This is a genomic window from Actinoplanes sp. CA-142083, assembly GCF_050942195.1.
Taxonomy (GTDB): domain Bacteria; phylum Actinomycetota; class Actinomycetes; order Mycobacteriales; family Micromonosporaceae; genus Actinoplanes.
In genome coordinates this window covers 8,590,820-8,611,929 of the sequence record NZ_CP192076.1, presented here as the reverse complement: position 1 = coordinate 8,611,929, position 21,110 = coordinate 8,590,820, and the positions used below count along the sequence as shown (strand labels likewise).

24 protein-coding genes are annotated in these 21,110 nt (G+C 71.0%); 11 read left to right on the top strand and 13 right to left on the bottom strand.

Features of this window, described 5'->3' with window-relative positions; all coding sequences use genetic code 11:
• The first annotated feature begins 26 nt into the window (after nt 1-26).
• Nucleotides 27-404: a hypothetical protein gene (locus tag ACQPZX_RS39415; protein WP_433367322.1), complete on the top strand. Its 378-nt coding sequence runs from the start codon at nt 27-29 to the stop codon at nt 402-404.
• A gap of 111 nt (nt 405-515) precedes the next feature.
• Here the strand turns inward: ACQPZX_RS39415 and ACQPZX_RS39410 are convergent, their stop codons facing one another.
• Together ACQPZX_RS39410 and ACQPZX_RS39405 are read right to left on the bottom strand one after the other, a co-directional pair.
• The gene (locus ACQPZX_RS39410; RefSeq protein WP_433367320.1) at nt 516-1,028 is read right to left on the bottom strand and encodes a phospholipase; all 513 of its coding nucleotides are present in this window, start codon (nt 1,026-1,028) and stop codon (nt 516-518) included.
• A gap of 128 nt (nt 1,029-1,156) precedes the next feature.
• Nucleotides 1,157-1,603 (bottom strand): nitroreductase/quinone reductase family protein, encoded by a 447-nt coding sequence (locus tag ACQPZX_RS39405; protein ID WP_433367317.1) that lies wholly within the window; start codon nt 1,601-1,603, stop codon nt 1,157-1,159.
• Between the two features lie 76 nt (nt 1,604-1,679).
• Between ACQPZX_RS39405 and ACQPZX_RS39400 the strand changes: the two genes are divergently transcribed.
• Nucleotides 1,680-2,351: a TetR/AcrR family transcriptional regulator gene (locus tag ACQPZX_RS39400; protein ID WP_433367314.1), complete on the top strand. Its 672-nt coding sequence runs from the start codon at nt 1,680-1,682 to the stop codon at nt 2,349-2,351.
• Here ACQPZX_RS39400 and ACQPZX_RS39395 read toward each other — a convergent pair.
• From ACQPZX_RS39395 to ACQPZX_RS39375, 5 genes are read right to left on the bottom strand one after another with little or no spacing between them, the layout of a single operon-like run.
• The gene (locus ACQPZX_RS39395) at nt 2,338-2,916 is read right to left on the bottom strand and encodes a DUF1684 domain-containing protein (RefSeq protein ID WP_433367312.1); all 579 of its coding nucleotides are present in this window, start codon (nt 2,914-2,916) and stop codon (nt 2,338-2,340) included. The genes ACQPZX_RS39400 and ACQPZX_RS39395 overlap by 14 nt on opposite strands.
• Before the next feature lie 17 nt (nt 2,917-2,933).
• Nucleotides 2,934-3,965 carry an ABC transporter ATP-binding protein gene (locus ACQPZX_RS39390; protein ID WP_433385719.1) on the bottom strand — a complete coding sequence of 344 codons (1,032 nt, stop codon included), beginning with the start codon at nt 3,963-3,965 and terminating at the stop codon, nt 2,934-2,936.
• The gene (locus ACQPZX_RS39385; protein ID WP_433385716.1) at nt 3,965-4,756 is read right to left on the bottom strand and encodes an ABC transporter permease; all 792 of its coding nucleotides are present in this window, start codon (nt 4,754-4,756) and stop codon (nt 3,965-3,967) included. Before ACQPZX_RS39385 ends, ACQPZX_RS39390 begins: the two co-directional genes overlap by 1 nt.
• Complete coding sequence (modA, locus tag ACQPZX_RS39380; protein ID WP_433385713.1) at nt 4,753-5,490, bottom strand: molybdate ABC transporter substrate-binding protein; 738 nt, start codon at nt 5,488-5,490, stop codon at nt 4,753-4,755. Before modA ends, ACQPZX_RS39385 begins: the two co-directional genes overlap by 4 nt.
• Before the next feature lie 32 nt (nt 5,491-5,522).
• Entirely contained in the window at nt 5,523-5,921 is a 399-nt protein-coding gene (locus ACQPZX_RS39375; protein WP_433367310.1) for a TOBE domain-containing protein, read from the bottom strand.
• 101 nt (nt 5,922-6,022) lie between these two features.
• Here ACQPZX_RS39375 and ACQPZX_RS39370 point away from each other — a divergent pair, with 101 nt between their 5' ends.
• Nucleotides 6,023-6,991: a class I SAM-dependent methyltransferase gene (locus ACQPZX_RS39370; RefSeq protein WP_433367307.1), complete on the top strand. Its 969-nt coding sequence runs from the start codon at nt 6,023-6,025 to the stop codon at nt 6,989-6,991.
• Here the strand turns inward: ACQPZX_RS39370 and ACQPZX_RS39365 are convergent.
• Nucleotides 6,988-7,542: a TetR/AcrR family transcriptional regulator gene (locus ACQPZX_RS39365; RefSeq protein ID WP_433367304.1), complete on the bottom strand. Its 555-nt coding sequence runs from the start codon at nt 7,540-7,542 to the stop codon at nt 6,988-6,990. The genes ACQPZX_RS39370 and ACQPZX_RS39365 overlap by 4 nt on opposite strands.
• 57 nt (nt 7,543-7,599) lie before the next feature.
• On the opposite strand from ACQPZX_RS39365, the gene ACQPZX_RS39360 reads away from it, so the two are divergent.
• The 7 genes from ACQPZX_RS39360 to ACQPZX_RS39330 all read left to right on the top strand — a co-directional run bounded on the left by ACQPZX_RS39360 (nt 7,600) and on the right by ACQPZX_RS39330 (nt 16,446).
• Complete coding sequence (locus tag ACQPZX_RS39360; protein WP_433367302.1) at nt 7,600-8,976, top strand: MFS transporter; 1,377 nt, start codon at nt 7,600-7,602, stop codon at nt 8,974-8,976.
• A 70-nt stretch (nt 8,977-9,046) separates the two neighbouring features.
• Nucleotides 9,047-9,820: a hypothetical protein gene (locus tag ACQPZX_RS39355; RefSeq protein WP_433367299.1), complete on the top strand. Its 774-nt coding sequence runs from the start codon at nt 9,047-9,049 to the stop codon at nt 9,818-9,820.
• A 116-nt stretch (nt 9,821-9,936) separates the two neighbouring features.
• Complete coding sequence (locus ACQPZX_RS39350) at nt 9,937-11,130, top strand: multidrug effflux MFS transporter (RefSeq protein WP_433367296.1); 1,194 nt, start codon at nt 9,937-9,939, stop codon at nt 11,128-11,130.
• A gap of 27 nt (nt 11,131-11,157) precedes the next feature.
• Nucleotides 11,158-12,084: a phosphotransferase gene (locus tag ACQPZX_RS39345; RefSeq protein ID WP_433367293.1), complete on the top strand. Its 927-nt coding sequence runs from the start codon at nt 11,158-11,160 to the stop codon at nt 12,082-12,084.
• A 529-nt stretch (nt 12,085-12,613) separates the two neighbouring features.
• On the top strand, nt 12,614-14,746 hold the full coding sequence (locus ACQPZX_RS39340) for a M43 family zinc metalloprotease (protein WP_433367290.1): 2,133 nt from the start codon (nt 12,614-12,616) through the stop codon (nt 14,744-14,746).
• A 42-nt stretch (nt 14,747-14,788) separates the two neighbouring features.
• The gene (locus ACQPZX_RS39335) at nt 14,789-15,106 is read left to right on the top strand and encodes a hypothetical protein (protein ID WP_433367287.1); all 318 of its coding nucleotides are present in this window, start codon (nt 14,789-14,791) and stop codon (nt 15,104-15,106) included.
• Entirely contained in the window at nt 15,103-16,446 is a 1,344-nt protein-coding gene (locus tag ACQPZX_RS39330; protein WP_433367285.1) for a M20/M25/M40 family metallo-hydrolase, read from the top strand. The genes ACQPZX_RS39335 and ACQPZX_RS39330 overlap by 4 nt, the downstream gene beginning before the upstream one ends.
• On the opposite strand, the gene ACQPZX_RS39325 is transcribed toward ACQPZX_RS39330, so the two are convergent.
• Nucleotides 16,443-16,868, bottom strand: a complete 426-nt coding sequence (locus ACQPZX_RS39325) for a pyridoxamine 5'-phosphate oxidase family protein (protein WP_433367282.1) — start codon at nt 16,866-16,868, stop codon at nt 16,443-16,445. The two genes, ACQPZX_RS39330 and ACQPZX_RS39325, sit on opposite strands and share 4 nt — an antisense overlap.
• 10 nt (nt 16,869-16,878) lie before the next feature.
• Nucleotides 16,879-17,469, bottom strand: a complete 591-nt coding sequence (locus tag ACQPZX_RS39320) for a TetR/AcrR family transcriptional regulator (RefSeq protein WP_433367279.1) — start codon at nt 17,467-17,469, stop codon at nt 16,879-16,881.
• Nucleotides 17,470-17,557: 88 nt separating this feature from the next.
• Here ACQPZX_RS39320 and ACQPZX_RS39315 point away from each other — a divergent pair, with 88 nt between their 5' ends.
• On the top strand, nt 17,558-18,529 hold the full coding sequence (locus ACQPZX_RS39315; RefSeq protein WP_433367276.1) for a quinone oxidoreductase family protein: 972 nt from the start codon (nt 17,558-17,560) through the stop codon (nt 18,527-18,529).
• Between the two features lie 93 nt (nt 18,530-18,622).
• Here ACQPZX_RS39315 and ACQPZX_RS39310 read toward each other — a convergent pair whose 3' ends face one another.
• The 3 genes from ACQPZX_RS39310 to ACQPZX_RS39300 form a co-directional block, all read right to left on the bottom strand.
• Entirely contained in the window at nt 18,623-19,162 is a 540-nt protein-coding gene (locus ACQPZX_RS39310) for a nitroreductase family deazaflavin-dependent oxidoreductase (RefSeq protein WP_433367273.1), read from the bottom strand.
• 2 nt (nt 19,163-19,164) lie between these two features.
• Nucleotides 19,165-19,299 (bottom strand): hypothetical protein, encoded by a 135-nt coding sequence (locus tag ACQPZX_RS39305; protein WP_433367270.1) that lies wholly within the window; start codon nt 19,297-19,299, stop codon nt 19,165-19,167.
• A 156-nt stretch (nt 19,300-19,455) separates the two neighbouring features.
• On the bottom strand, nt 19,456-21,063 hold the full coding sequence (locus tag ACQPZX_RS39300; protein WP_433367268.1) for a beta-1,3-glucanase family protein: 1,608 nt from the start codon (nt 21,061-21,063) through the stop codon (nt 19,456-19,458).
• Nucleotides 21,064-21,110 lie beyond the last annotated feature (47 nt).

The following is a 21,110-nucleotide window of genomic DNA, read 5'->3' as shown; positions in this document are numbered from 1 at the left end:
CATTTCAACACCAGGGAGGAACCGAGATGAAAGCCACCGCTCGACTGTCCGTACTGATCGGCGCTGGTCTCCTGGCCGGCGGGCTCGCGGCGGGGCCGGCTCAGGCCAGTCCGGGGCACTCGCACGACAACTATGACGTGATCGGCTACTTCGACGATGAGTCCGACTGTGATGCGGTCGCCGACTTCGGCGAACGGGTGGGCCATTGGGACGACGCCTATTGCGACGAGGTCGAGAGCGGGCCGCACGACGGGATGTGGGCGCTGACGGCCGACTGCGACTACGACGGTCACCGCTGGGTCGTCCGGGACAACGACTTCTTCTTCGACAACGACTTCCCGTTCAACAACGGCTGGAACGGGTGGAACGGCTGGAACAGCTGGTCGGGCTTCCCCTTCGCCTAAGCCATGAGCAACGAGCAATGAGCAATGAGCAACGAGCAACGAGCAACGAGCAACGAGCAATGAGCAATGAGCAATGAAGAGGCCGGACGCGAGAGCGCCCGGCCTCCACCATCAAGCGGCCGGCAGCAGAGCCGCGGCGCGGTCCAGATCGGACTGCTTCACCGCGGCCACCGAGCCGAAAATCTTCACGGCCTGGTAGTACGTCCACGCCAGGCTGTTGCAGGCGGCCTGCGAGACCGAGCTGTAGGTCGCGCAGACCCGCTTGAGGTCGGCGTAGAACATGTCGTCGAGGCGCGACTTGTTGGCGCTGAAGGTGCCGATCGCCTTGTAGTTGCGGTACCCGAAGTCGTGGTGCCAGCAGGAGAGGTCGAAGGTGAACCCGAGCGGGTTGTCGGGGCTCGACGAGCAGTAGTCGGTCGACCAGTCGAAGTTGTACGACGCCCACGGTGCGCGGTTGTTGCGGGCGGCGTTCCACTCGTTGTAGCCGGCCGCGCTGGTCTGGGTCCAGCGGGCGAGCACGGTGGCCTTGCTGTCGGCGGCGTAAGCAGCGCCGGCGGAGAAGAGGGCAGCGGGGAAGAGAGCAGCGGTGACGAGGAGCAGGACGACGAGGAAACGGCGAGTCATCGAAGCCTCCTAGGCGGGGATGACCCGAGGGTCCGTTCATCGGGTGAACTAATCGATAGCCATGAATTAACTTTGCCGAGGCGCGCGGAACGACGCTGGCGGATCTTCCTTAACGACCATTAAGGTGATCAATTGGAGGCCTCCGGCGTGAGCACCACGACCGCCGTCTCCCGGCCTCGGCGCGCGGAAGACTCTTCCAGGTCGCCGTATCCCTTGACGGAGTGCAGGTAGGCCCAGAGCCGGTCCCGCTCGGCGCCGGTGGCCCGCGAGGCGCTCACCGCGCGGGGGCCGCCGGCGGTGTCCACGGTCGCGGACGGCCGCGCCTTCAAGTTGAGCCACCAGGCCGGATCGGCCGGATCCCAGCCGTTCATGGCCAGGGTGACCAGGCGACCCTCGTCCTCGATGTAGCACAGCACGACCGCCCGCGGCTCACCCGAGCGGCGGCCGACGGTGTGCAGGCGCAGGATGCCGCAGCGCTCGGGCGTCGGCGGGTGCAGGCCCCGGTCGGAAGTGACGCGGAGCAGCAGCTTGTGCGCCACCCAGGCGCTTCGAACGAACCAGCGAGGCGGGAGCATCTTGGGTTCCTCCTACGGTGTAGACCTACGTCGTAGAGTAAACCCTACGGCGTAGGAGAACAAGTAGGATCGGGGAGTGCCACGACGTGCGAGCAACGAGACGACGCGTACGACCAAGCGCCTGACCAAGGACGGCATCGTCACCGAGGCGATCGCCCTGGCCGACGCCCAGGGCCTCGATGGGCTCAGCATGCGCAGGCTGGCGCAGCACCTGGCGGTCGACCCGATGTCGATCTACTACCACGTGCGCGACAAGGACACCCTGCTGGCCGAGATGGCCGACGCGGTCGTCGCCCGGATCAGCCCGGCCGGAAAGTCCGGAAGCTGGACCGAGCAGCTACGAGAGCTGGTCATGGCGGCCCGCGCCACGATGGTGCGGCACCCCTGGGCGGCCCGTGTGCTGGAGGGCCGCGACACCCCCACGCCGGCCGTGATGCTCCACCTCGAGCGGGTCCTGGCGATCATGCGGGGCGGCGGCTGCTCGGTCGACCTGGGTCACCACGCGATCCACCTGTTCGGCAGCCGGGTGCTCGGCTTCAGCCAGGACCTCTTCGACGACGATCCGGAGACCGCCCCGCCGCCGGAGGCGGTCGCCGGGTGGGCCGCGACCATGCCGCACATCGTCGAGCTGGCCACGGCCGTCACCCACGACGGACCCCTCGGCGGCTGCGACGACGACGGCGAGTTCGCCTTCGCCCTCGACGTCATGCTCGAGGGTCTGGAAAGAAGAAGACTCAGTGGTAGCTGAGCTCGCCGGCCTCGATCGGCTCGGACACCCGGTTCTCCGGCGGCGCCAACGGGCACAGCCAAGCGTCGTTGTAAGCGCACGACGGGTTGTACAGGTAGTTGAAGTCGAGCCGCACCCGGTCACCGCCCAGCAGCGTGAGGCCGCGCCCATGCGTGCCCTTGACCGTGTCCGTCAGATAGCGCCCGCCCCCATACGTGGTCTTCCCGCAGGTGCCGTCGCGCACCGGCAGGAACAGCCCTCCGCCGTACGCGGAAATCCACCACAGCGACAGCGAGCCGAACGACGTCGCAAGCACCCCGACGCGCTTGTAGTGCACGACCCCGTCCGGCCCGCCGGTGTCGATGTCGATCTCGCCGGAGGCCGGCTCGACGACCGTCTCGACGATGGCCGAGGAGTTGAAGGGGAAATAGCGCAGCCCCGCGAAGGAAGCGCGGTCCTGCAAGGGTGACTGCGGATGGTTCGCGAACAACTCGTCCCGCCGGGCGCGGAAGTCCTTGAGGTCGGCGGCCTCCAGGTACATCCGGGCGACGGCGGCGCGGTAGTCGGTCAGCTCGAGTGCCTCCATGAGCGCCAACCTAACTCTCAAGCCGGGTAGGCCGTCGCCTCCTGAGCCTTGACGGTGGCCCACACCTCACGTCCGGGGGCGAGTTCAAGCTGCACCGCCGCCGCGGGTGTGACGTCCGCCGCCACCGCGATCGGCCCGGACAGCTCGATCCGCAGCACGTCGCCGTGCCGGGCCATCGCGGTCACCGTCGCCGGCCAGGTGGTGCGAGGGCTGCCGTCGGGGCGGCCGGAGAAGAGCGAGACCGCGGAGGGCGGAAAGGCAACAAAGGCATCACCATCCAGACGTACGGCGGTGACGAGCGCGAATCCGCCCGGAAGCGCGACCGTCGTCCCGTCCGCCTGCCCGCGGTACAGGTTGAGCCCGACCAGCCGGGCCACGTAGTCGGTGCGCGGCTGGGCGGTGATCGTGGCGGCGTCGCCGGACTGCACGATCGCGCCGTCCTCGACGATCACCAGCCGGTCGGCGAGCATCAGCGCGTCCAGCGGGTCGTGCGTGACCAGGACCGTCGCGCCGGGGAACGACGAGAGGTGCCCGCGCAACTGCGCCCGGGTGTCCAGCCGGGTGCGGGCGTCGAGCGCCGCGAGCGGCTCGTCGAGCAGCAGAAGCTTGGGCTCCGCGGCCAGCGCGCGGGCGAGGGCGACACGCTGGGCCTGGCCGCCGCTCAACTGACGAGGCTTTTTCCGTACGTGATCGGCCAGCCCGACGCGGACCAGCCACTCCCGGGCCTGTTGGCGAGCCTCCCGGCGCGGCACGCGCCGGCACCGGGGACCGAAGGCCACGTTGTCCAGGGCCGTGAGGTGCGGGAACAGCAGGTAGTCCTGGAAGACGACGCCGATCCGGCGGCGCTCGGGCGGTTCCCGGTCGAGCCGGGCGCCGTCGACCGTGACGTGCCCGTCGTCGAGGTCGGTCAGCCCGGCCAGCGACCGCAGCGCCGTGGTCTTGCCCGCGCCGTTGGGACCGAGCAGCGCCACCACCTCGCCGGCCGCGACCGCCAGCTCGACGTCGAGCGTGAACCCGGCGTGCCGCACCACGAGATGAGCCTCGAGCATCACGCCGCCACCCACTTGTCGCGCAGCGCCGCCAGGATGCCGACGGAAACGACGAGCAGCACGAGACTCAGCACGATGGCCGCGTCCACGTCTTGTTCCAAGGCGAGATAAACGGCCAAGGGCATGGTTTGCGTACGGCCGGGGAAGTTGCCGGCGAACGTGATCGTCGCCCCGAACTCGCCCAGGGCCCGCGCCCAGCACAGCACGGCCCCCGCCGCGACGCCCGGGGCGATCAGCGGCAACGTGACCCGGCGGAACGCCGTCCACCGGGAGGCGCCGAGCGTCGCCGCGGCTTCCTCGTAGCGCGCGTCGGCGCCGCGCAGCGCGCCCTCGACGCTGATCACCAGGAACGGCATCGCCACGAACGCCTCGGCCACCACGACGCCGGCCGTGGTGAACGGCAGGCTGATCCCGAACGTCGCGTCGAGCCAGCCGCCGACCAGGCCGCGCCGGCCGAACACCAGCAGCAGCGCGACGCCGCCGACCACCGGCGGCAGCACCAGCGGCACGGTCACCAGCGCGCGCACGAAACGGCGGCCCGGGAACTCGGCGCGGGCCAGCACCCAGGCCATCGGCACGCCGAACAGCAGGCACACCACGGTGGCCAGCGACGCCGTCACCAGCGAGAGCCGCAGCGCCGCGAGGATGCCCGGCTCGGTCAGCTGCTGCGGCAACGTCGACCAGGGCGCCCGCCAGAGCAGCCCGAACAGGGGGAGGACCAGGAACGCCAGCCCGGCGATGGCGGGGATCGCCAGGGCCGGCGGAACCTTGGAACGGCGGCGCTTGCTCAGGGCTTCTGGAACCCTGCGTCGGTGAGCACCTTGATCGCGGGCTCGCTCCGCACGTACGTCACGAACGCGGCCGCGGCCGCGGCGTTCGGCGCGTTCTTGAGCGCCACGATCGGGTAGTCGTTGATCGCGCCGGCCGACTCGGGGAACTCGATGCCCTCCACGTCGGAGGCGGCCGCCTTGGCGTCGGTGCGGTAGACCAGCGACGCGTCCACCTCGCCGAGCTTCACCTTGGACAGGGCCGACTTGACGTCCTGCTCCAGGGTGACCGGCGTGAGCTTGACGTTGGCGGCGGCCAGCGCCTTCTTGGCCGCCGCGCCACACGGGACCTGCTCGGCGCAGAGCGCCACCTTCACCCCCGACTTGGTCAGGTCGGCGAGCCCCTTGACGCCTTTCGGATTTCCCTTGGGTACGGCGATGACGAGCTGGTTCTTGACGAAAACGGCCGGGTCGCCGGCCGCGTCACCGGCGTCGGTGACGGTCTTCATGGTGGCCGGGCTCGCGGCCGCGAACACGTCAGCGGGGGCGCCCGAGGTGATCTGCTGGGCTAGACCGCTGCTTCCCCCGTACGAGAAAGTGACCTTGACTCCGGGGTTGGCGGCCTCGAAGTCCTTGCCGATCTGATTGAAGGACTCGGTCAGCGAAGCCGCGGCGAGCACCGTGAGATTGCCGGTTATCTTGTCCGAGGCCGAGGCCGCCGGGGTTTCGGTCGCGTTGTCGCCGCAGGCCGCGACCATGGCGGTCAACGCCAGCGCGGCCAGGATCTTCTTCACTTCTCATCCCCTCGCTCCACGACCACCGTGGTCGACTTGATCACGGCAACCGCCGTCGAGCCGACCTCCAGCCCCAGCTCGTCCACGGCCTCGCGGCTCATCAGCGAGACCACGCGGAACGGCCCGGCCTGGATGTCGACCTGCGCCATCACCGAATCGCGGGCGATGGCGGTGACGATGCCGGGAAGGCGGTTGCGCGCCGACGAGCGGCGCGCCCCCGGGTCGGGCTCGTCGGCCAGCGACCGGGCGAAGTGCGCCAGGTCGGGCCCCGCGATGCTGCGATGCCCGTGCTCGTCGCGGCCGGCGCTCAGCCGTCCTGAATCCACCCAGCGGCGCACGGTGTCCACGCTGACCCCGAGCAGTTCCGCCGCCTCCCCGATGCGGTACGTCGTCACGCGACCACCCTAAGGCCGCAGATGCGAGGGAATGTAGGCCGTGTGACTCGCAGATGCGGAACCGTTGCGTAGCTCACGCCGCCACCGGCATGCTGGACGGCGTGCCGGAACGGATCGCCGAGGTCACCGGGTTTCTAGCGGAGGTGCTGGGGCCGCGGGCGCCCCTCACCGTGATCGTCGACGGCGGCGACCACGGCGCGGCCGCCGCCTTCGCCGCGCGGCTGGCCGAGGCCTTCCCGCCGTCCGCGCGAGCCTGGACGGTGGACGCGGTCCTCGGGCTGAGCGGCCCGGCCGGCGGCCGCGTCGACTCGGCGGTCAACGTGCTGGAACCGGCCGCCGACCGCGTGATCGTGTACCTGCGCAGCGGCCGCCGCGGCAACGGCGAGGGCGAGCGGCGCGCCCAGGTGGTGATCGACCACCACGATCCGGAATGGCCCGTCATCCGGCACGTGCACCCCCGGCTGGCCGACCCCGAGCGCTGGTATTTGACCGAGAGCCGGGCCTTCTTCGGCGCCCGCGCCGCGGATTGGGACAAGCGTTTCGGGGACGACATGCCGGCGTACGCGAAAGCTGTCGAAACGGCCGTGCCGCGCCCCGGAGAGCTGGCCCTCGACGTCGGTTGCGGCACCGGCCGCGCCCTTCCCGCCCTGGCCGCCGCCGTCGGGGCCACCGGACGCGTGCTCGGCTTCGACGTGACGCCGGCGATGCTGGAGGCGGCCCGGGACGCCGGCCGCGGCGACTGCGCGGGCCTGGTGCTCGCCGACGCCCGCCGCCTGCCGCTGCCGGACGCGGTGGCCGGCCTGGTCTTCGCCGCCGGCCTGGTGCAGCACCTGCCCGACCCGGCGGCCGGGCTGGCCGAGCTCGCCCGGGTGACCCGGCCCGGCGGCCGCCTGATGATCTTCCACCCCTCGGGCCGGATCGCGCTGGCCGCGCGGCACGGCCGCAAGCTGCGGCCGGACGAGCCGCTGAACCAGAAGAACCTCGGGCCGTTGCTGGCGGCGGCGGGGTGGGAGCTCACCCTCTACGAGGACCCCGACGATCACTTCCTCGCGCTCGCCGTGCGCCGCTAGTTGTCCAGGATCAGGGCGGCCGTCTTCTTGGCCGCCCTGGCCGGGTGGGTGTCGGGGCGGGTCACCGCATGCGCCAGGACACCGTCGATCAGGACCAGCAGCTGAAGTGCCTCGCCGGCCGGATCGGGCTTGCCCATCTTCGCGAGCTCCTCGGTGAACAGCTCGTGCAGCCGGTCCTTGTAGCCGCGGATCTCCGCGTGCGCCGGATGATCGGGATCGGACAGCGCGAGCTCGGCGGCCGTGTAGCGGCACCCGCGGAAGGCCGGCCGTGACGTGACCACGTCTAGCTCGTCGAACACGGCCAGCACGCGGTCGCGGGGGTCGTCGCCGGCCGCGGCCATGACCTCGCGGTAGCGGTGCTCGTTCGACGCCTGCCGCAGCATCTCGGCGATCAGGCCGTCCTTGCCGCCGAAGTGCTGGTAGAGCGAGCGCCGCGCGACATCGGCGCGGGACAGGATCGCGTCGACGCCGACGTGCACGCCCTGTGCGTAGGTCACCTCGCGGGCGGCTTCCAGCAGACGTTCCCGGGGGCCCGGGCGCACCGTGGTCATGCCCGCCATCCTGACACGGCCTTGACAGTAGATCAATCGTTCTATCTACTGCTTCCCATGACACTCAGTAGACCGAACGTTCTATCCACACCGAGCCGCCTGCTCCTGCCCACGGTCCTGAGCGGCGTCTTCATCACCGTCCTCGACTTCTTCATCGTCAACGTGGCCATCCCGACGATCCGGAGCGACCTGGGCGCCGGCCCCGCCGCGGTCGAGTGGATCGTGGCCGGTTACGGCCTGGCTTTCGGCGCCGGCCTGATCCTCGGGGGCCGCTTGGGCGACCGCTTCGGCCGGCGCCGGGTCTTCGCCACCGGGGTCGCGCTGTTCACCGTGGCGTCGCTGGCCTGCGGCATTGCGGCCGGGCCGGCGTCGCTGGTGGCCGCCCGCGTCGCCCAGGGCCTGGCGGCGGCGCTCCTCGTGCCGCAGGTCCTCGCCATGATCCGCACCAGCTTCGAGGGCGAGAGCCAGACCAGGGCCATCAACGCGTACGCCACGACGATGGGACTCGCGGCCGTTTTCGGTCAGCTGGTCGGCGGGTTCCTGATCCACCTGGATCCCGGCGGCTTGGGTTGGCGCGCCTGCTTCCTGATCAACATCCCGATCGGCGTGGCGGCGCTGGCGCTGACTGCGCGGGCGGTCCCGCGCGACGTTCCCAGCGGCAGTGGCGCGCGGCTTGATCTGGGCGGGGCGGCTCTCCTCACGCTTGCGCTGGTGGGGCTGCTGCTGCCGTTGATCGAGGGGCGCGAGCAAGGCTGGCCCGCGTGGACCTGGGTCTCGCTCGTGGCGGCGGTCGCGCTGCTTTACGCGTACGGGAAAAGGCCGCAACCGCATCCCCTGATCGACCCCTCGTTGTTCCGGGAGCCGGCGGTGGTCGTCGGCCTCGTGGCGCAGCTGGCCTTCACCATGACGATGGCCGGATATTTCCTGGTTTTCGCCCTGTATGCCCAGCAAGGCCGCGGGCTCGGCGCGCTCGGGGCCGGCCTGCTGTTCGCGCCGATCGGGGCGGGGTATCTCGCCGCTTCGCTGCTGGCGCCGCGGTTCGCGCGGAGGTGGGGGCGACAGGCCATCGCCTTCGGCGGGATCACCCGGGCCGGCGCGCTGCTGGTGCTGCTCGGGCTCGTGGCGATCGAGGCTCCGCTCGGCGTGCTGGCGCCGGTGCTGGCGGTCGACGGCTTCGGCATGGGACTCGCCCTCGCCCCGATCATGGGCACGGTCCTGGCCCGGGTCGCGCCGCACCACGCCGGCCAGGCATCGGGCCTGCTCACGACCACACAGCAGGTGGGCGGCGCGCTCGGCGTGGGCATCATCGGCGTCGTCTATTTCGGCGCGCTCGACCACGGGGTGGCCGGGGCGTTCCAGCATGGGCTCGTCTATCTGATCGGGATGTCGCTGGTGCTGGCCGCGGTGGTGCAGGCCCTGCCCGCCCGGCGCTGACCGCGGCGCGTGGGAATCGCCGTCATTCGATAGAGTTCGCGGTCCACCACCGAAGGACGACAGGACCGCCATGAAAGAAACGGGGGCACCGGCCGGCAAAACGGCGCAACTGGGCCCGACCAAGCCCGCGCCGGCGCGGCGGCGGCTGTCGCCGTGGATGGTCGCGGTGCTGGCCGTGGTCGGTGCGTTGGTGTTGCTTGGGGCGGCCCTTGCGCAAGTTGTCGACTTCGGCGATTCCGGCGACAGCCTCGCGAACGGGCAAGCGGGCGCCGGCGCCTCGCCGGGGCCGGGACCGGCGGCGTCGGCCGGTGGCTCGGCGAGCGCCCCCACCGGGCCCAGCACCTACCCGGTGCGTGCCGGCGGCGATCTCGGGCGGGTCTGTGACGGGTCGTACTACCCGCAGTCGCCCAAGTTCGCGGGCAAAGCGCCGCACCAGATCTCCGTCGGGGTGGTCGACTCGGTGCTGGCGCCGCGCCGGCACATGCTCAGCGCGGTGCGCGTGCCCGACCAGCGCGAGTCGATCTGGCGGGCCTGGACGCCGGACAACGCGGCCAAGTCGCAGCTGGTCGCCTGCGTCGATCTGGCGAAGGCCGGCAAGCGGCTGCGGACCTGCAAATATTCGGACCGGACGCCGGCGACGGTGGCGCTGGATCAGGGCGTCTACCGGGTGCGGCTCTACGAGGTCGCGACCGGGCGGAAGCTGCTCGACAAACCCGTCACCGGCGCGGACGGCAACTGCCCGAGCGTGGTGTTCCTGGCCGACGGCGACAGCCTCTACAGCGCGGTGAACGACACTCAGCTCTACGGACTACTGCGCCCGTTCGTCATGAAGAAAGGCAAATGATTTTCCGGCATTTGGACGAGATGTGAGCACTCTAACCATTCCCGTCCGAGCGGAAGAATGCGCAGCGCGGGCAACTTGTCGGTGGTGTGGAGAGACGCCGCCTTCCGCTCGTCCTCGTGCTCGGTTTTCTGACCGCGCTCGGGCCGCTGACCATCGACATGTACCTTCCGTCGCTGCCGAAAATCACCGACGACCTGCACGCGTCGCCCGCGTCGGTGCAGCTCACGCTGACCGGCACGCTGATCGGGCTGGGTCTCGGGCAGTTGGTGGTCGGTCCATTGTCGGACGCGCTGGGTAGGCGACTGCCGCTACTCACCGGCATCGGGGTGCACGTGCTGGCGTCCGTGCTCTGCGTGATCGCGCCCAACCTGGCGGTCCTCGGCACGCTGCGCGTCCTGCAGGGCCTGGGCGCGGCGGCGGCCTCGGTGGTGGCGCTGGCGATCGTGCGCGATCTCTACTCGGGCCTGGCGGCGGCCAAGCTGCTGTCGCGGTTGATGCTGGTCGTCGGGGTGGCGCCGATCCTCGCGCCGACCGTGGGCGGCCTGGTGCTGCGGTGGTCGTCGTGGCACGGCGTGTTCGTGGTGCTCACCGTCGTGGGCGTGGTGATCATGGCGGTGACGGCGTTGATCCTGCCGGAGACGCTGCCGCCGGCGGCACGCCGCGGCGGCGGGGTGGTGGGCACGCTGCGTGATTACGGCCGGCTTTTCACCGATCGCGTGTACGTGGGGTTGATCCTCGTCGCGGGGCTCGCCATGGCCGCGCTTTTCGCCTACGTGAGTGGTTCCTCCTTCGTATTCCAGGACGAGTACGGGATGAGCGAGCAGCAGTTCGCGTTCGTCTTCGCGGGCGGCGCGATCGGCCTGATCGGAGCGACGCAACTGAATGTCCAGCTGCTGCGCCGGTGGACGCCGCAGCAGATCCTCGGCGGCGCGCTGCTGGCCGGTGTCGGCGGCGGCCTTGTTCTGCTGGTGCTCGCCACGACGGGCCTGTTCGGGCTGGCGGGAATCCTGGTGCCGCTATGGTTCGTGCTGGCCATGGTCGGCCTCGCGATGCCGAACGCGCCGGCGATCGCGCTGTCCCGGCACGGCGAGACGGCCGGCACGGCGGCGGCGCTGCTGGGCGCGGTGCAGTTCGGCGTGGGCGCGCTGGCCGCTCCGCTGGTCGGCATGCTCGGCGTCGGCGCGGTGGGGATGGCCATCGTGGTCTTCGGCGGAATGGTGGCGGCCTCGGCGGTTCTGTGGCTGGTCGTGCGGCCCAGCCGGCTCCCGGTGGAGCAGCCGCTCGAGCCGGCGCTCGCCGTCGCTCATTGATCGGGTTCCGGCCTCTACAGTCTGATCATGCGCAGCCCTACCCAGCCTGATCTGTCCGCCGAGGACATCGCGCCGATCGTCGAGAGCGCGCTCGGCGTCGGCCTCTCCGGCGCCGAGGAGCTTTCCGGCGGCACCTTCGCCGCCGTCTGGCGGGCCGACCTGGCCGACGGACGACAGGTGGTGGTCAAGGCAGGACCGGCGCCGTCGGCTCGCATGCTCCGGTACGAGCAGGGCCTGATCCCCGCCGAGGCCGAGTACTTCGAGATGATCGCCGCGCAGGCCCCCGGGGTGCCGGTCCCCACGGTCCTCGCCGTCTCGGCCGATCCGGCCTGGATCATCACGACGCTCCTGCCGGGCATCCCGCTCGCGTCCCAGGACTCTCCCAAAGCTCGCGAGCAGCTGGGCGCCTGCATCGCCCAGGTTCACCAGATCACCGGCCCGCGGTTCGGCTACACCGGCGACCGCCCCTCGGGCGACGACTGGCCGACGGCTTTCGAGGCCATCATCGAGGCGCTGCGAGCGGACGCCGCCGACTGGAACGTCCCACTGCCGCCGCTGGACGGGGTGGTCGCCCGCCACCGCGACGTGCTGGCGACCGTGACCCGTCCCGCGTTGCTGCACTTCGACCTGTGGGACGGCAACGTCCTGGCCGGCCCGGACGGCGCCCTGACCGGCCTGGTCGACGGCGAGCGGTACCTCTACGGCGACCCGCTCCTGGATTTCGTCTCGCCCGCGCTGATGCGCCGCATCGAGGACATCCCCGGCCACCCGTTCGTGGCGGGTTACCGGCCGGCGCCGTTCGACGAGTCGGCCCGCATCCGGCTGGCGCTGTACCGCGTCCACCTCTACGTGCTGATGATCGCCGAGGGGCCCAGCCGCGGCATCCCGATCGCCGACGGCCGCCACGACCACCTGACCGGGCTGCTCGATCGGGAGCTTGCCGATTTGATCTGATCGATAATGGCTCGCATGAGGCATAGACAATTTCGAATAAGGCATTTTATTGATTCTTTGATCGGTCGCCCCGGGTGTCGGCCAAGTGACTGAGTATCGGCTGTGAGCAGGAGGATTGTATTTCTCCTGGATCGCGCGACAAGTGCGGCGCCGGCGAATTGCCATGGTCAATTCGGCTGCGCTTATCGCGTCGATCCGAGGAGGAAAGATGGCAAGCAGGCGGAAGGCGGACGGATCCGACGACGGCTCGGCGCGGACCGGCGGCGCTATGGCGGGGGAGAGCAGGCAGGGCGCCCAGGGCGGCCCTAGCGGCGGCCAGGGTCAGGGCGGCCCTAGCGGCGGGCAGGGTCAGGGCGGCCCTAGCGGCGGGCATGGTCAGGGCGGCCAGGGTCAGGGCATGCCGGGCGGCGCGATGCGGGCCAAGCCCGGGTCGGCCGGAATGCCGGGGTCGGCGATGCGGGGCGCTGTCAACGGGAGTGGCAACGGCGCCCGCGGGGCCGCGGGCGGTCGCATGCCGGGAGGTGGCGGCATGACCGGCAGTACACCGGCGGGCCAGACGCCGGCCGGCGGTGGGCCGGCGGCGAGCGGGCCCGGCCCCGGCGAGACAACCGAGGACATGCCGCGCCGGCGTTGCGCGACGATGGACGTGCACCGCCGGTTGCTGGCCGAGTCGGCGGAGTACAGGCGGGCCCGGGCGGCGATCGAGAACCTCACCCGGAGCCTGGTCGGCATCGACCAGCAGCCGCGATTCACGGGCGTCGTCCGCATTCCGGTCGTCGTGCACGTGGTGTGGAAAACCGCCGCGCAGAACATTTCCGACGCGCAGATCCAAAGTCAGATCGACGTGCTGAATCATGATTTCCGGGCGACGAACACGGACGTGGGCACGGTACCGGGCGTCTTCGCCAACCTGGTGGCCGACTGCCGTATCGAATTCTTCCTGGCGACCACCGACCCGAGCGGCGCGCCGACGAACGGCATCACCCGGACGGCCACGACGGTGGACTCGTTCACGCACGACGACAAGATCAAGCGGGCGGCGACCGGCGGTCACGACGCCTGGCCCGCCGACAAGTACCTGAACATCTGGACCGGCCGGCTCAGCGGCGGCCTGCTCGGCTACGCCCAGTTCCCGGGCGGCCCGGCCGGGACCGACGGCGTGGTGATCCTGCAGAGCGCGTTCGGCAACATCGGCACGGCGACCCCGCCGTTCCACCTCGGACGCACCGCGACCCACGAGATCGGCCACTTCCTCAACCTGTTCCACATCTGGGGCGACGACGGCACCGGCTGTGGCGGCACCGACGAGGTCGACGACACCCCCAACCAGGGCGGGGCGAACACCGGCGTGCCGACGTTCCCGCACGTCACCTGCAACAACGGCCCCAACGGCGACCTGTTCATGAACTACATGGACTACGTCGACGACCCGGTCATGGTGATGTTCACCAAGGGCCAGGCGGCCCGCATGGAGGCGTGCATCGACGGGGTCCGGTCGTCGCTGGCGATCACCCAGCAGAACCCCGTCCCGGCCGGCCCGGTGGTCAGCTGGGGCGCGAACCGGCTGGACACCTTCGTCCTCGGCACCGACCGCGCGCTCTACCACAAATGGTGGGACGGCAGCGCGTGGGGACCGTCCGTCACCGGCTACGAGTACATGGGCGGAGTTTGCATGAAGGGTCCGGAGGTGGCCTCCTGGGGGCCGAACAGGTTGGACGCTTTCGTCCTGGGAACCGACCGCGCGCTCTATCACAAGTGGTGGGACGGTAACGCGTGGGGACCGTCGGTCACCGACTACGAATACATGGGCGGCATCTGCCTCGAAGGCCCGGCCGTGGCGTCGTGGGGGCCGAACAGGTTGGACGCTTTCGTCCTGGGAACCGACCGCGCGCTCTATCACAAGTGGTGGGACGGCAATGCCTGGGGACCGTCGGTCACCGACTACGAATACATGGGCGGCATCTGCATCGAGGAGCCGGACGTCGTCGCGTGGGGGCCCAACCGCCTCGACGTTTTCGTGATCGGCACCGACTCGGCGCTGTACCACAAGTGGTGGGATGGCAACGCCTGGGGACCGGGCGTCACCGACTACGAATACATGGGCGGGGTGTGCATCGGACCGCCGACGGCCGTGTCGTGGGGGGCGAACCGGCTCGACGTTTTCGTGATCGGCACCGACTCGGCGCTCTACCACAAGTGGTGGGACGGCAACGCCTGGGGACCGTCGGTCACCGGCTACGAATACATGGGCGGCGTCTGCGCGAGCCGGCCCGCGGTGGTCTCCTGGGGACCGAACCGGCTGGACGTTTTCGTGGTCGGCACCGACTCGGCGCTCTATCACAAGTGGTGGGACGGCAACGCCTGGGGACCGTCGACGACCGGGTACGAATACCTGGGCGGCGTCATCGTCGGCGAACCGCGGGTCGTCTCCTGGGGCCCGAACCGGCTCGACGTCTTCGTCGAGGGCACCGACTCGGCGCTGTACCACAAGTGGTGGGACGGCACTGCCTGGGGACCGTCGACGACCGGCTACGAATACCTGGGTGGAGTGATCAGCGACTTCCGCACGGCGCCCGAGCTGACGCCGTCGGCGGAGGCCGTGCCGGTCGCCATGCCCGGCAACGGCGCGACGCTGGCGCCCCTGGCAGCGGCAAAGAGCTGAGCGGCAGGGCGGCCCGTCGGCCGGCCGGGAAGGAGTCACGAGATGACCGAGGCGACGGGCCTGCCGCAGGGCCGGTGGACCCACTCCTACGAGGAGGACCACGACGGGGTGCAGGTCTACCGGCCGGACGGCTACGACTTCCCGCCCGCCCGCGGGCGGCGCGGGATCGAGTTCCGGCCGGACGGCACCTACATCGACTGGGCGATCGGGCGCGGCGACGCCAACGAGGCCCGGCCCGGCCGGTGGGAGCCGGCCGCCCCGGGCCGGCTGCACATCACCACGCCCGCCGGGCAGCGGGTGCTGGAGGTGACGCTGGTCGAGCCGGACCGGCTGGAGATCCGTCCCGGGAGCGCGTCATGACCGGGACCCGATGGGCGGTGCTGCCGGCCGGCCGCGCCGCCCACGCCCGGGAAGACAGTGCCCGGATCGGCGACGAGGTGATCGTGTGGTCGCCCGCCAGCCCCGCAACGCAAGGCCCCGCGTCTGAAGGGCCCGCCTCGGAAGGCCTCGACGGGGGCGCCACCCGCCTCGCCCGCTCCGAGCTCTCGCTGGTCACCCAGGTCGGGCCCGCCTTCCAGGACGCGCACCCGCGCATCCCGGTCCTGCTCGACCACGGCCGCCACCTCGTCATCGACGGCGGCAAGACCCTGCGCCAGAAGGAGGACACCTGCTGGCGCGTCGAGCCGCTGCTGCCCGGCACCACAGTGGTGGATCGCCCGCCCCGGACTCCAGGCCGCGTCGATCCGGTCGTCGCCGGCCTGGTGGCGGCGGTGTCGAGGCCGCCCTACGAGGCGGACACCACCTGGCTGGCCCAGCTGCCGACCCGTCACTCGACCAGCGCCGGTTTCGGCCAGGCCGCCGATCGGGCGGCCGCCGCCCTGGCCGCGCTCGGCTACACCACCTCCCGCTTCCCGGTCACCGTCGGCGGTGGCCGGAGCGCCAACGTCATCGCCGAGAAGGCGGCGGCGTCGCCGGACGTGGTGCTGGTGACCGCCCACCTCGACTCGATCAACATCGCGGGTGGCCCGGCCGCCGACGCGCCCGGCGCCGACGACAACGGCAGCGGCTCGGCGGGCGTCCTGCTGCTGGCCCGCCTGCTGGCCGGGACGGCCTGGAATCACACGCTCCGGCTGATCCTCTTCGGCGGCGAGGAGCAGGGCCTCTTCGGCAGCAAGCAGTACGTCGCCTCGCTGTCGGCCGCCGAGCGATCGCGGATCCGCGCCGTCCTCAACATGGACATGATCGCGACGCGGAACGGCCCGGAGAACGCCGTCCTGCTGGAGGGCGCGCCGGTCTCGCAGAGCCTGATCGACGACCTGGCCACGGCCGCGGCCACCTACACCGGGTTACGGGTGGAGACCTCGCTCAACCCGTTCGCCAGCGACCACGTGCCGTTCATCCAGGCGGGCGTGCCGGCCGTGCTGACCATCGAGGGCAACGACAGCGCGAACCACCACATCCACTCCGCCGACGACGTGCTCGGCCACCTCGACTACGACCTGGCGATGGAGATCCTGCGGATGAACGTGGCCGCGCTCGCCGGCTGGCTGCAACCGGCGCCCGCGGCGGCGCCGCGCCCGGCCGGCCCGGTGGTCTCGTGGGCGCCCGGGCGGCTGGACCTGTTCGTAACCGGGACCGACCGTGGGATCTACCACAAGGCGTGGGATGGCTCCGCCTGGCAGCCCTACGAGCGTCTCTAGCCGGGCCCGAGGTCGGTGGAGAGCCAGTGCTCGGGTCGCATGTAGACGGCGATGTGCTCGCCTAGCTGGGTGCGCTCGTACTCGAGGTAGGCCTCCACCTTGTCGGGAGGCAGGTATCGCTCGGCCATCTCGCGCGAGAGCTCGGCGCTCCACGGCGCCTTGCGGGTCAGCGGGCCCTCCACCGAGACGTAGCGGATCGTCGGCGAGGTGCGCTGCGCCATCATGCTGAAGCGGCCGGCGGCCTCCATCGCCCGGGTCTTGCGCGCGTCGGGCGCGGTGAGCACCCAGAGCTCGCCGCCGGGCTCGTACTGATACCAGATCGGCACGGTCAGCGGCGCGCGGTCGGGCCTCTCGACCACCGAGAGCGCGCCGATGTGCGGTGCGGCCAGGAACTGTTCGCGTTCTTCTCTCGAAAGTGCCATGAGCCGGACGCTAGCCCCGGGGTCCGACAAAAACGGCGTTGATGATCGTCTTCAGCCCGCCGGCGACCCTCTCCGCGCCGCCCTCGGTCGCCAGCAGACGCTGGATCGGGTCGCTGTGCAGCGAAGCGAGAAGCAGGTGCGCGATGACGTCGGCATCCAGCTCGGGACGGGCGTCGTGGACGAGATCGGCGATGTGCCGATGCCAGAGCGCGTGCAGCGGCGGCGGTTCCTCGCCGGGAATCCTCGCCTGCACGACCGCGTCCGCGTGATCCAGGGCGGCGAGCAGCCCCTTGTTACGCGAGACGACCTCGATCACGCCGTCGACGAAGGCGAGCAACCGTTCCCGGGGTGGCGCGCCGGGGCCGAGCGGGGGTGGCCCGTCCACCACGGCCTGCTGCAGGACCATGGCGCGTTCCTGCATCAGGGCCCGCATCAGCCCGGCCCGGTTGCCGAACCGGTGGAAGACCGTGCCCTTGCCCACGCCGGCCGCGGTGGCGACCTGCTCCATCGAGATCTGTTCCGGCGGAAGCCTGGTCAGCAGCTCTTCGGTCGCCAGCAGGATGGCGCGCCGGTTCCGGGCCGCGTCGGCGCGTTCGGGCATGAGATTCCTCGACTAACTGGACTGACGGTCAACTTATGCTCTACGGTCAACAAAGTTGACCGCTGGTCCAGTTTACCAGGAGGTAGTCATGCGACGCGTCCGCTACCACGAGTACGGCGGCCCCGAGGTGCTCACCGTCGAGGAGACCGAGCCGCCCGAGCCCGGCCCGGGGCAGGTCAGTCTGCGCGCCGAGGCGATCGGCGCGAACTACGTCGACACGAAGATCCGGGCGAACGCCGGCTCGATCTTCTACCGGCCGCTGCCCGGCTCGCCGACCGGCGACGTCGTCGGCATCGTCGAAGCGGTCGGGCCCGGCGTCGACCCGGGACAGGTCGGCCACCGGGTCACGGCACTGGTCGATCCCGACGCGTACGCGGACTTCGTGCTCGCCGATGCCGCCTGGCTGGCGCCCGTGCCTGACGGGCTGGGGCCGGGACCCGCCAGCCTGCTGACCGTCGCCGGACCGGTCGCCCTGCGGGTGCTGCGCGCCGGCAATCTCGCTCCGGGGGAGACCGTCCTGATCCACTCCGGCGCCGGGAACATCGGTGCCCTGGCCATCCAACTGGCGAAACTGCTCGGCGCCGGACCGGTCATCGCCACCGCCAGCACCGCGGAGAAGCGGAAGCATGCCCTCGATCTCGGCGCCGACGTCGCCGTCGACTACACCGCCGACGACTGGGCCGAGCGGGTTCGGGCGGCGGCGCCCGGCGGTGTCGACCTGGTCCTGGACGCCGTCGGTGGCGCCGTGCTGAGCGAGGGCATCGACCTGCTGGCCCCGATGGGACGAGCCGTCGTCTATGGCGCCGCGAGCGGCGACCTGGTCGAGGTGCCGATCCGATCGCTCTTCGGGCTCCGGACCGTGACCGGGTTCTCCCTGCTCGCGTGGCGTGCCGCGCGCCCCTCGGAGGCCCGGGCCGAGATGGCCGAGGTGGCCGGGTATCTCGCGGACGGCACGCTGCGCGCGGACGTCCGGGCTGCCCTGCCGCTGACCGAGGCCGCCGAGGCGCACCGGCTGCTGGAGGACCGCGCCACCATCGGCCGGGTGCTCCTGGTGCCCTGACCGCCGAGCCGGCCGAGGTGAGTCAGACGGCTAACTGGTGGGTTCGGGCCGCGGCGCGGCGGAGTGAGTTAGGCGTCTGACTAACGGGGCGGGTCAGGGGGCGGGGCGGCGGAGCTTGGTGCCCGGCAGCATGCGCCGCGGCTCGGGCAGGAAACCGCCCGAAGCGGGCTCCAAGCGCAGGAACGGGATGGCCCGCCCCAGCGCGGCCAGGTCGGCGTCGCTGCCGTCGATCTCGTAGCCCATGTGGCGGGCCAGGACGCGGGCCGCCCGGCGGTGGCGGCGGGCGTACGCCAGCATCACGTCGGCGCCCTCGTCGGTGGTGAGCGGGTGGGCCACCGCCCGGCCGGCGTCACGGGACAGCACGATCGTGGTGTCGGGGTCGGCGAGCAGGTTGCGGTACCAGTCGGAGCGCGGGCCGTACCCGGCGGCGACCGTCACGGCGCCGGTGGGGGAGAGGTGCACGACCTCGAGGACGACCTGGTGCGGGCGGCCGGTGCGGCGGCCCGTGTGCGAGACCAGGACGAGCCGGCGGCCGAAGAGGAAGCCCAGCCCCTGGCGGTAGAAGAACAGCGGCAGGCGTAGCAGGGATCGCCGCAGGCCGCGCGGGGCGGTCGGCGCGGTGAGGGCCCGCACGGTCAGTGCTTGATCTTGTCGTCGGGCTCGGGGCCCTCGTCGGGGTCGACGTGCAGCATGCCGTCGACTATCGCAATGATCGGCATGCTGATCCAGTCGTAATGCGGGATCGCGATGTCGAGGGCGCGTTCGTGCACGTTCCGCGAGGTGCAGGTTTCGTCTATACAGGCAATATCGGGGCGCAAGGTGCTCATGATTCCTCCAGCGACGAAGTTTCATTGCACAGTGCAATCATTACTCCGGCCGGGGCGGTAGCGCTACCCACCCCGGCCGATTGCTCCCCGATCAAGCGATCAGAACGGCGTCATGGTGATCGCGGCCAGGCGCGGGTCGCCGTCGTGGACCAGCGACTCCTGGTTTCCGACGTCGTCGAAGGCGAACGCGTACGCCTTGCCGTCGACCATGTTCGCGTGGATGACCTTGGCGTAGAGGTTGGCCGGGTCGCCCTGGTAGAAGTCGGCCGCGGTGCCGCCCGGCTGGGTGTCGATCGTGCCGAGCGTGCCGCGCTGCAGCGCCGCGCAGAGCGTGCGGGCGATCGGGCCGACCACCTGGTCGTTCGGGGCGGCCAGCGCCCCGTCGCAGCCCCACACGTTCGCCGTCGAGGGCTTGGTGAACGACGCGGCCACCTTGCCGCTGGTGTCCGTGAAGCTCAGGACGTTGCCGCTGGTGCGCCCGACGAATTTGTTGCCGGGCTGGTCACTGAAGGGCACAACAGTCAAATTCTTGTTCGTGTACGCGTTCCAAGCGCTCGAGATGAGCGAGTCGAGGTAGGTCGGGCTCATCAGGCCGGCGTCCGCGGCCTTGCCCGGCGCCAGCACCCGCAGCACCGTCCCGTCGGACCGGGTTACGACGCTCTTGGCGAAGTCGGGCGAGGCCTTGATCGCGTCGATCACCTTCTGCCGTCCGCCGGACTTGAGCTCACCGGTCGAGGTGACCGTGCCCGAGCCGCCGGTGACGCTGACGATGTGCGGCACCGCGAACATGTCGACCTGCGAGCTGTTCAGGAACAGGCCGCCGGCGTCGAGGGTGAACTCGCTCCAGTCGAAGAGAATGTCGTGGTTGGGGTCGCCGCCGGCCCACGGCGCGGGCTGCACGAGGCCGTCGGTGGTGAGCCGGAAGTCCAGCTTCTGCCCGAACGACATGTACAGGCGGCCGGAGAGGCCCTTCGGGATCTTGATGGTGGTCGAGGCGCCGGTCAGCGGGATCGAGACGTCCGGGGCCGGCACGGGCACCGTGGCGCCGCCGGTCCAGGCCGTGAAGGCGCCGGCCGCGTTGACGTAGCCGAGCTTTCCGGTCGCCAGGTTGACGCCGAGCACGTACAGGAAGACGGTCTCGTTCCGCCCGGACTTGTTGCTCACCGTGACCGGCAGAAGGTCCGACGCGGGCGGAATGTCGGCCTTCGGCGTCTCCGACGTGGGCGCCGCCGTCGACGGCTTGGGAGCGGCCGAGGTGGTCGTGGGCACGACCGTGGTGGGCGAGACGGTAGCCGGCGTGGTGGCGGGAACGACCGTACCGTTGCAGGGCAGGCCGTTGATCTTGCAGTTGGCGGGCTGGCCGCCGGAGCCGACGAACCCGAAGGTCGCCGAGGCCCCGACGGCCACCGCCCCGTTCCACCCTTGGTTGGCGAAGGTGACGTGTTGCCCGGACAGCGTCATCTTCGCGTCCCAGAAGCTGCCGACCACGGCCCCCGCCGGAAGATCGAACTCCACCTTCCACGAGGTCATGGCGGCCGCCCCGGTGTTGCTGACGGTCACCTCGTCCTGCCAGCCACTGCCCCAGTCGGACACCGTCCGCAGAGATGCGGTCGGTGCCGCCGCCGAGGCCGGCAGGGCGATCCAGGTCGTCGTCGCGACCGCCATCGCGGCGACGACCGTGAGGAGGAGAGTTCGTTTGCGGCGCATCGTCGGGTTGCCTCCGAAGGTGTGGAACGGACCAGGCCATCCTCGGA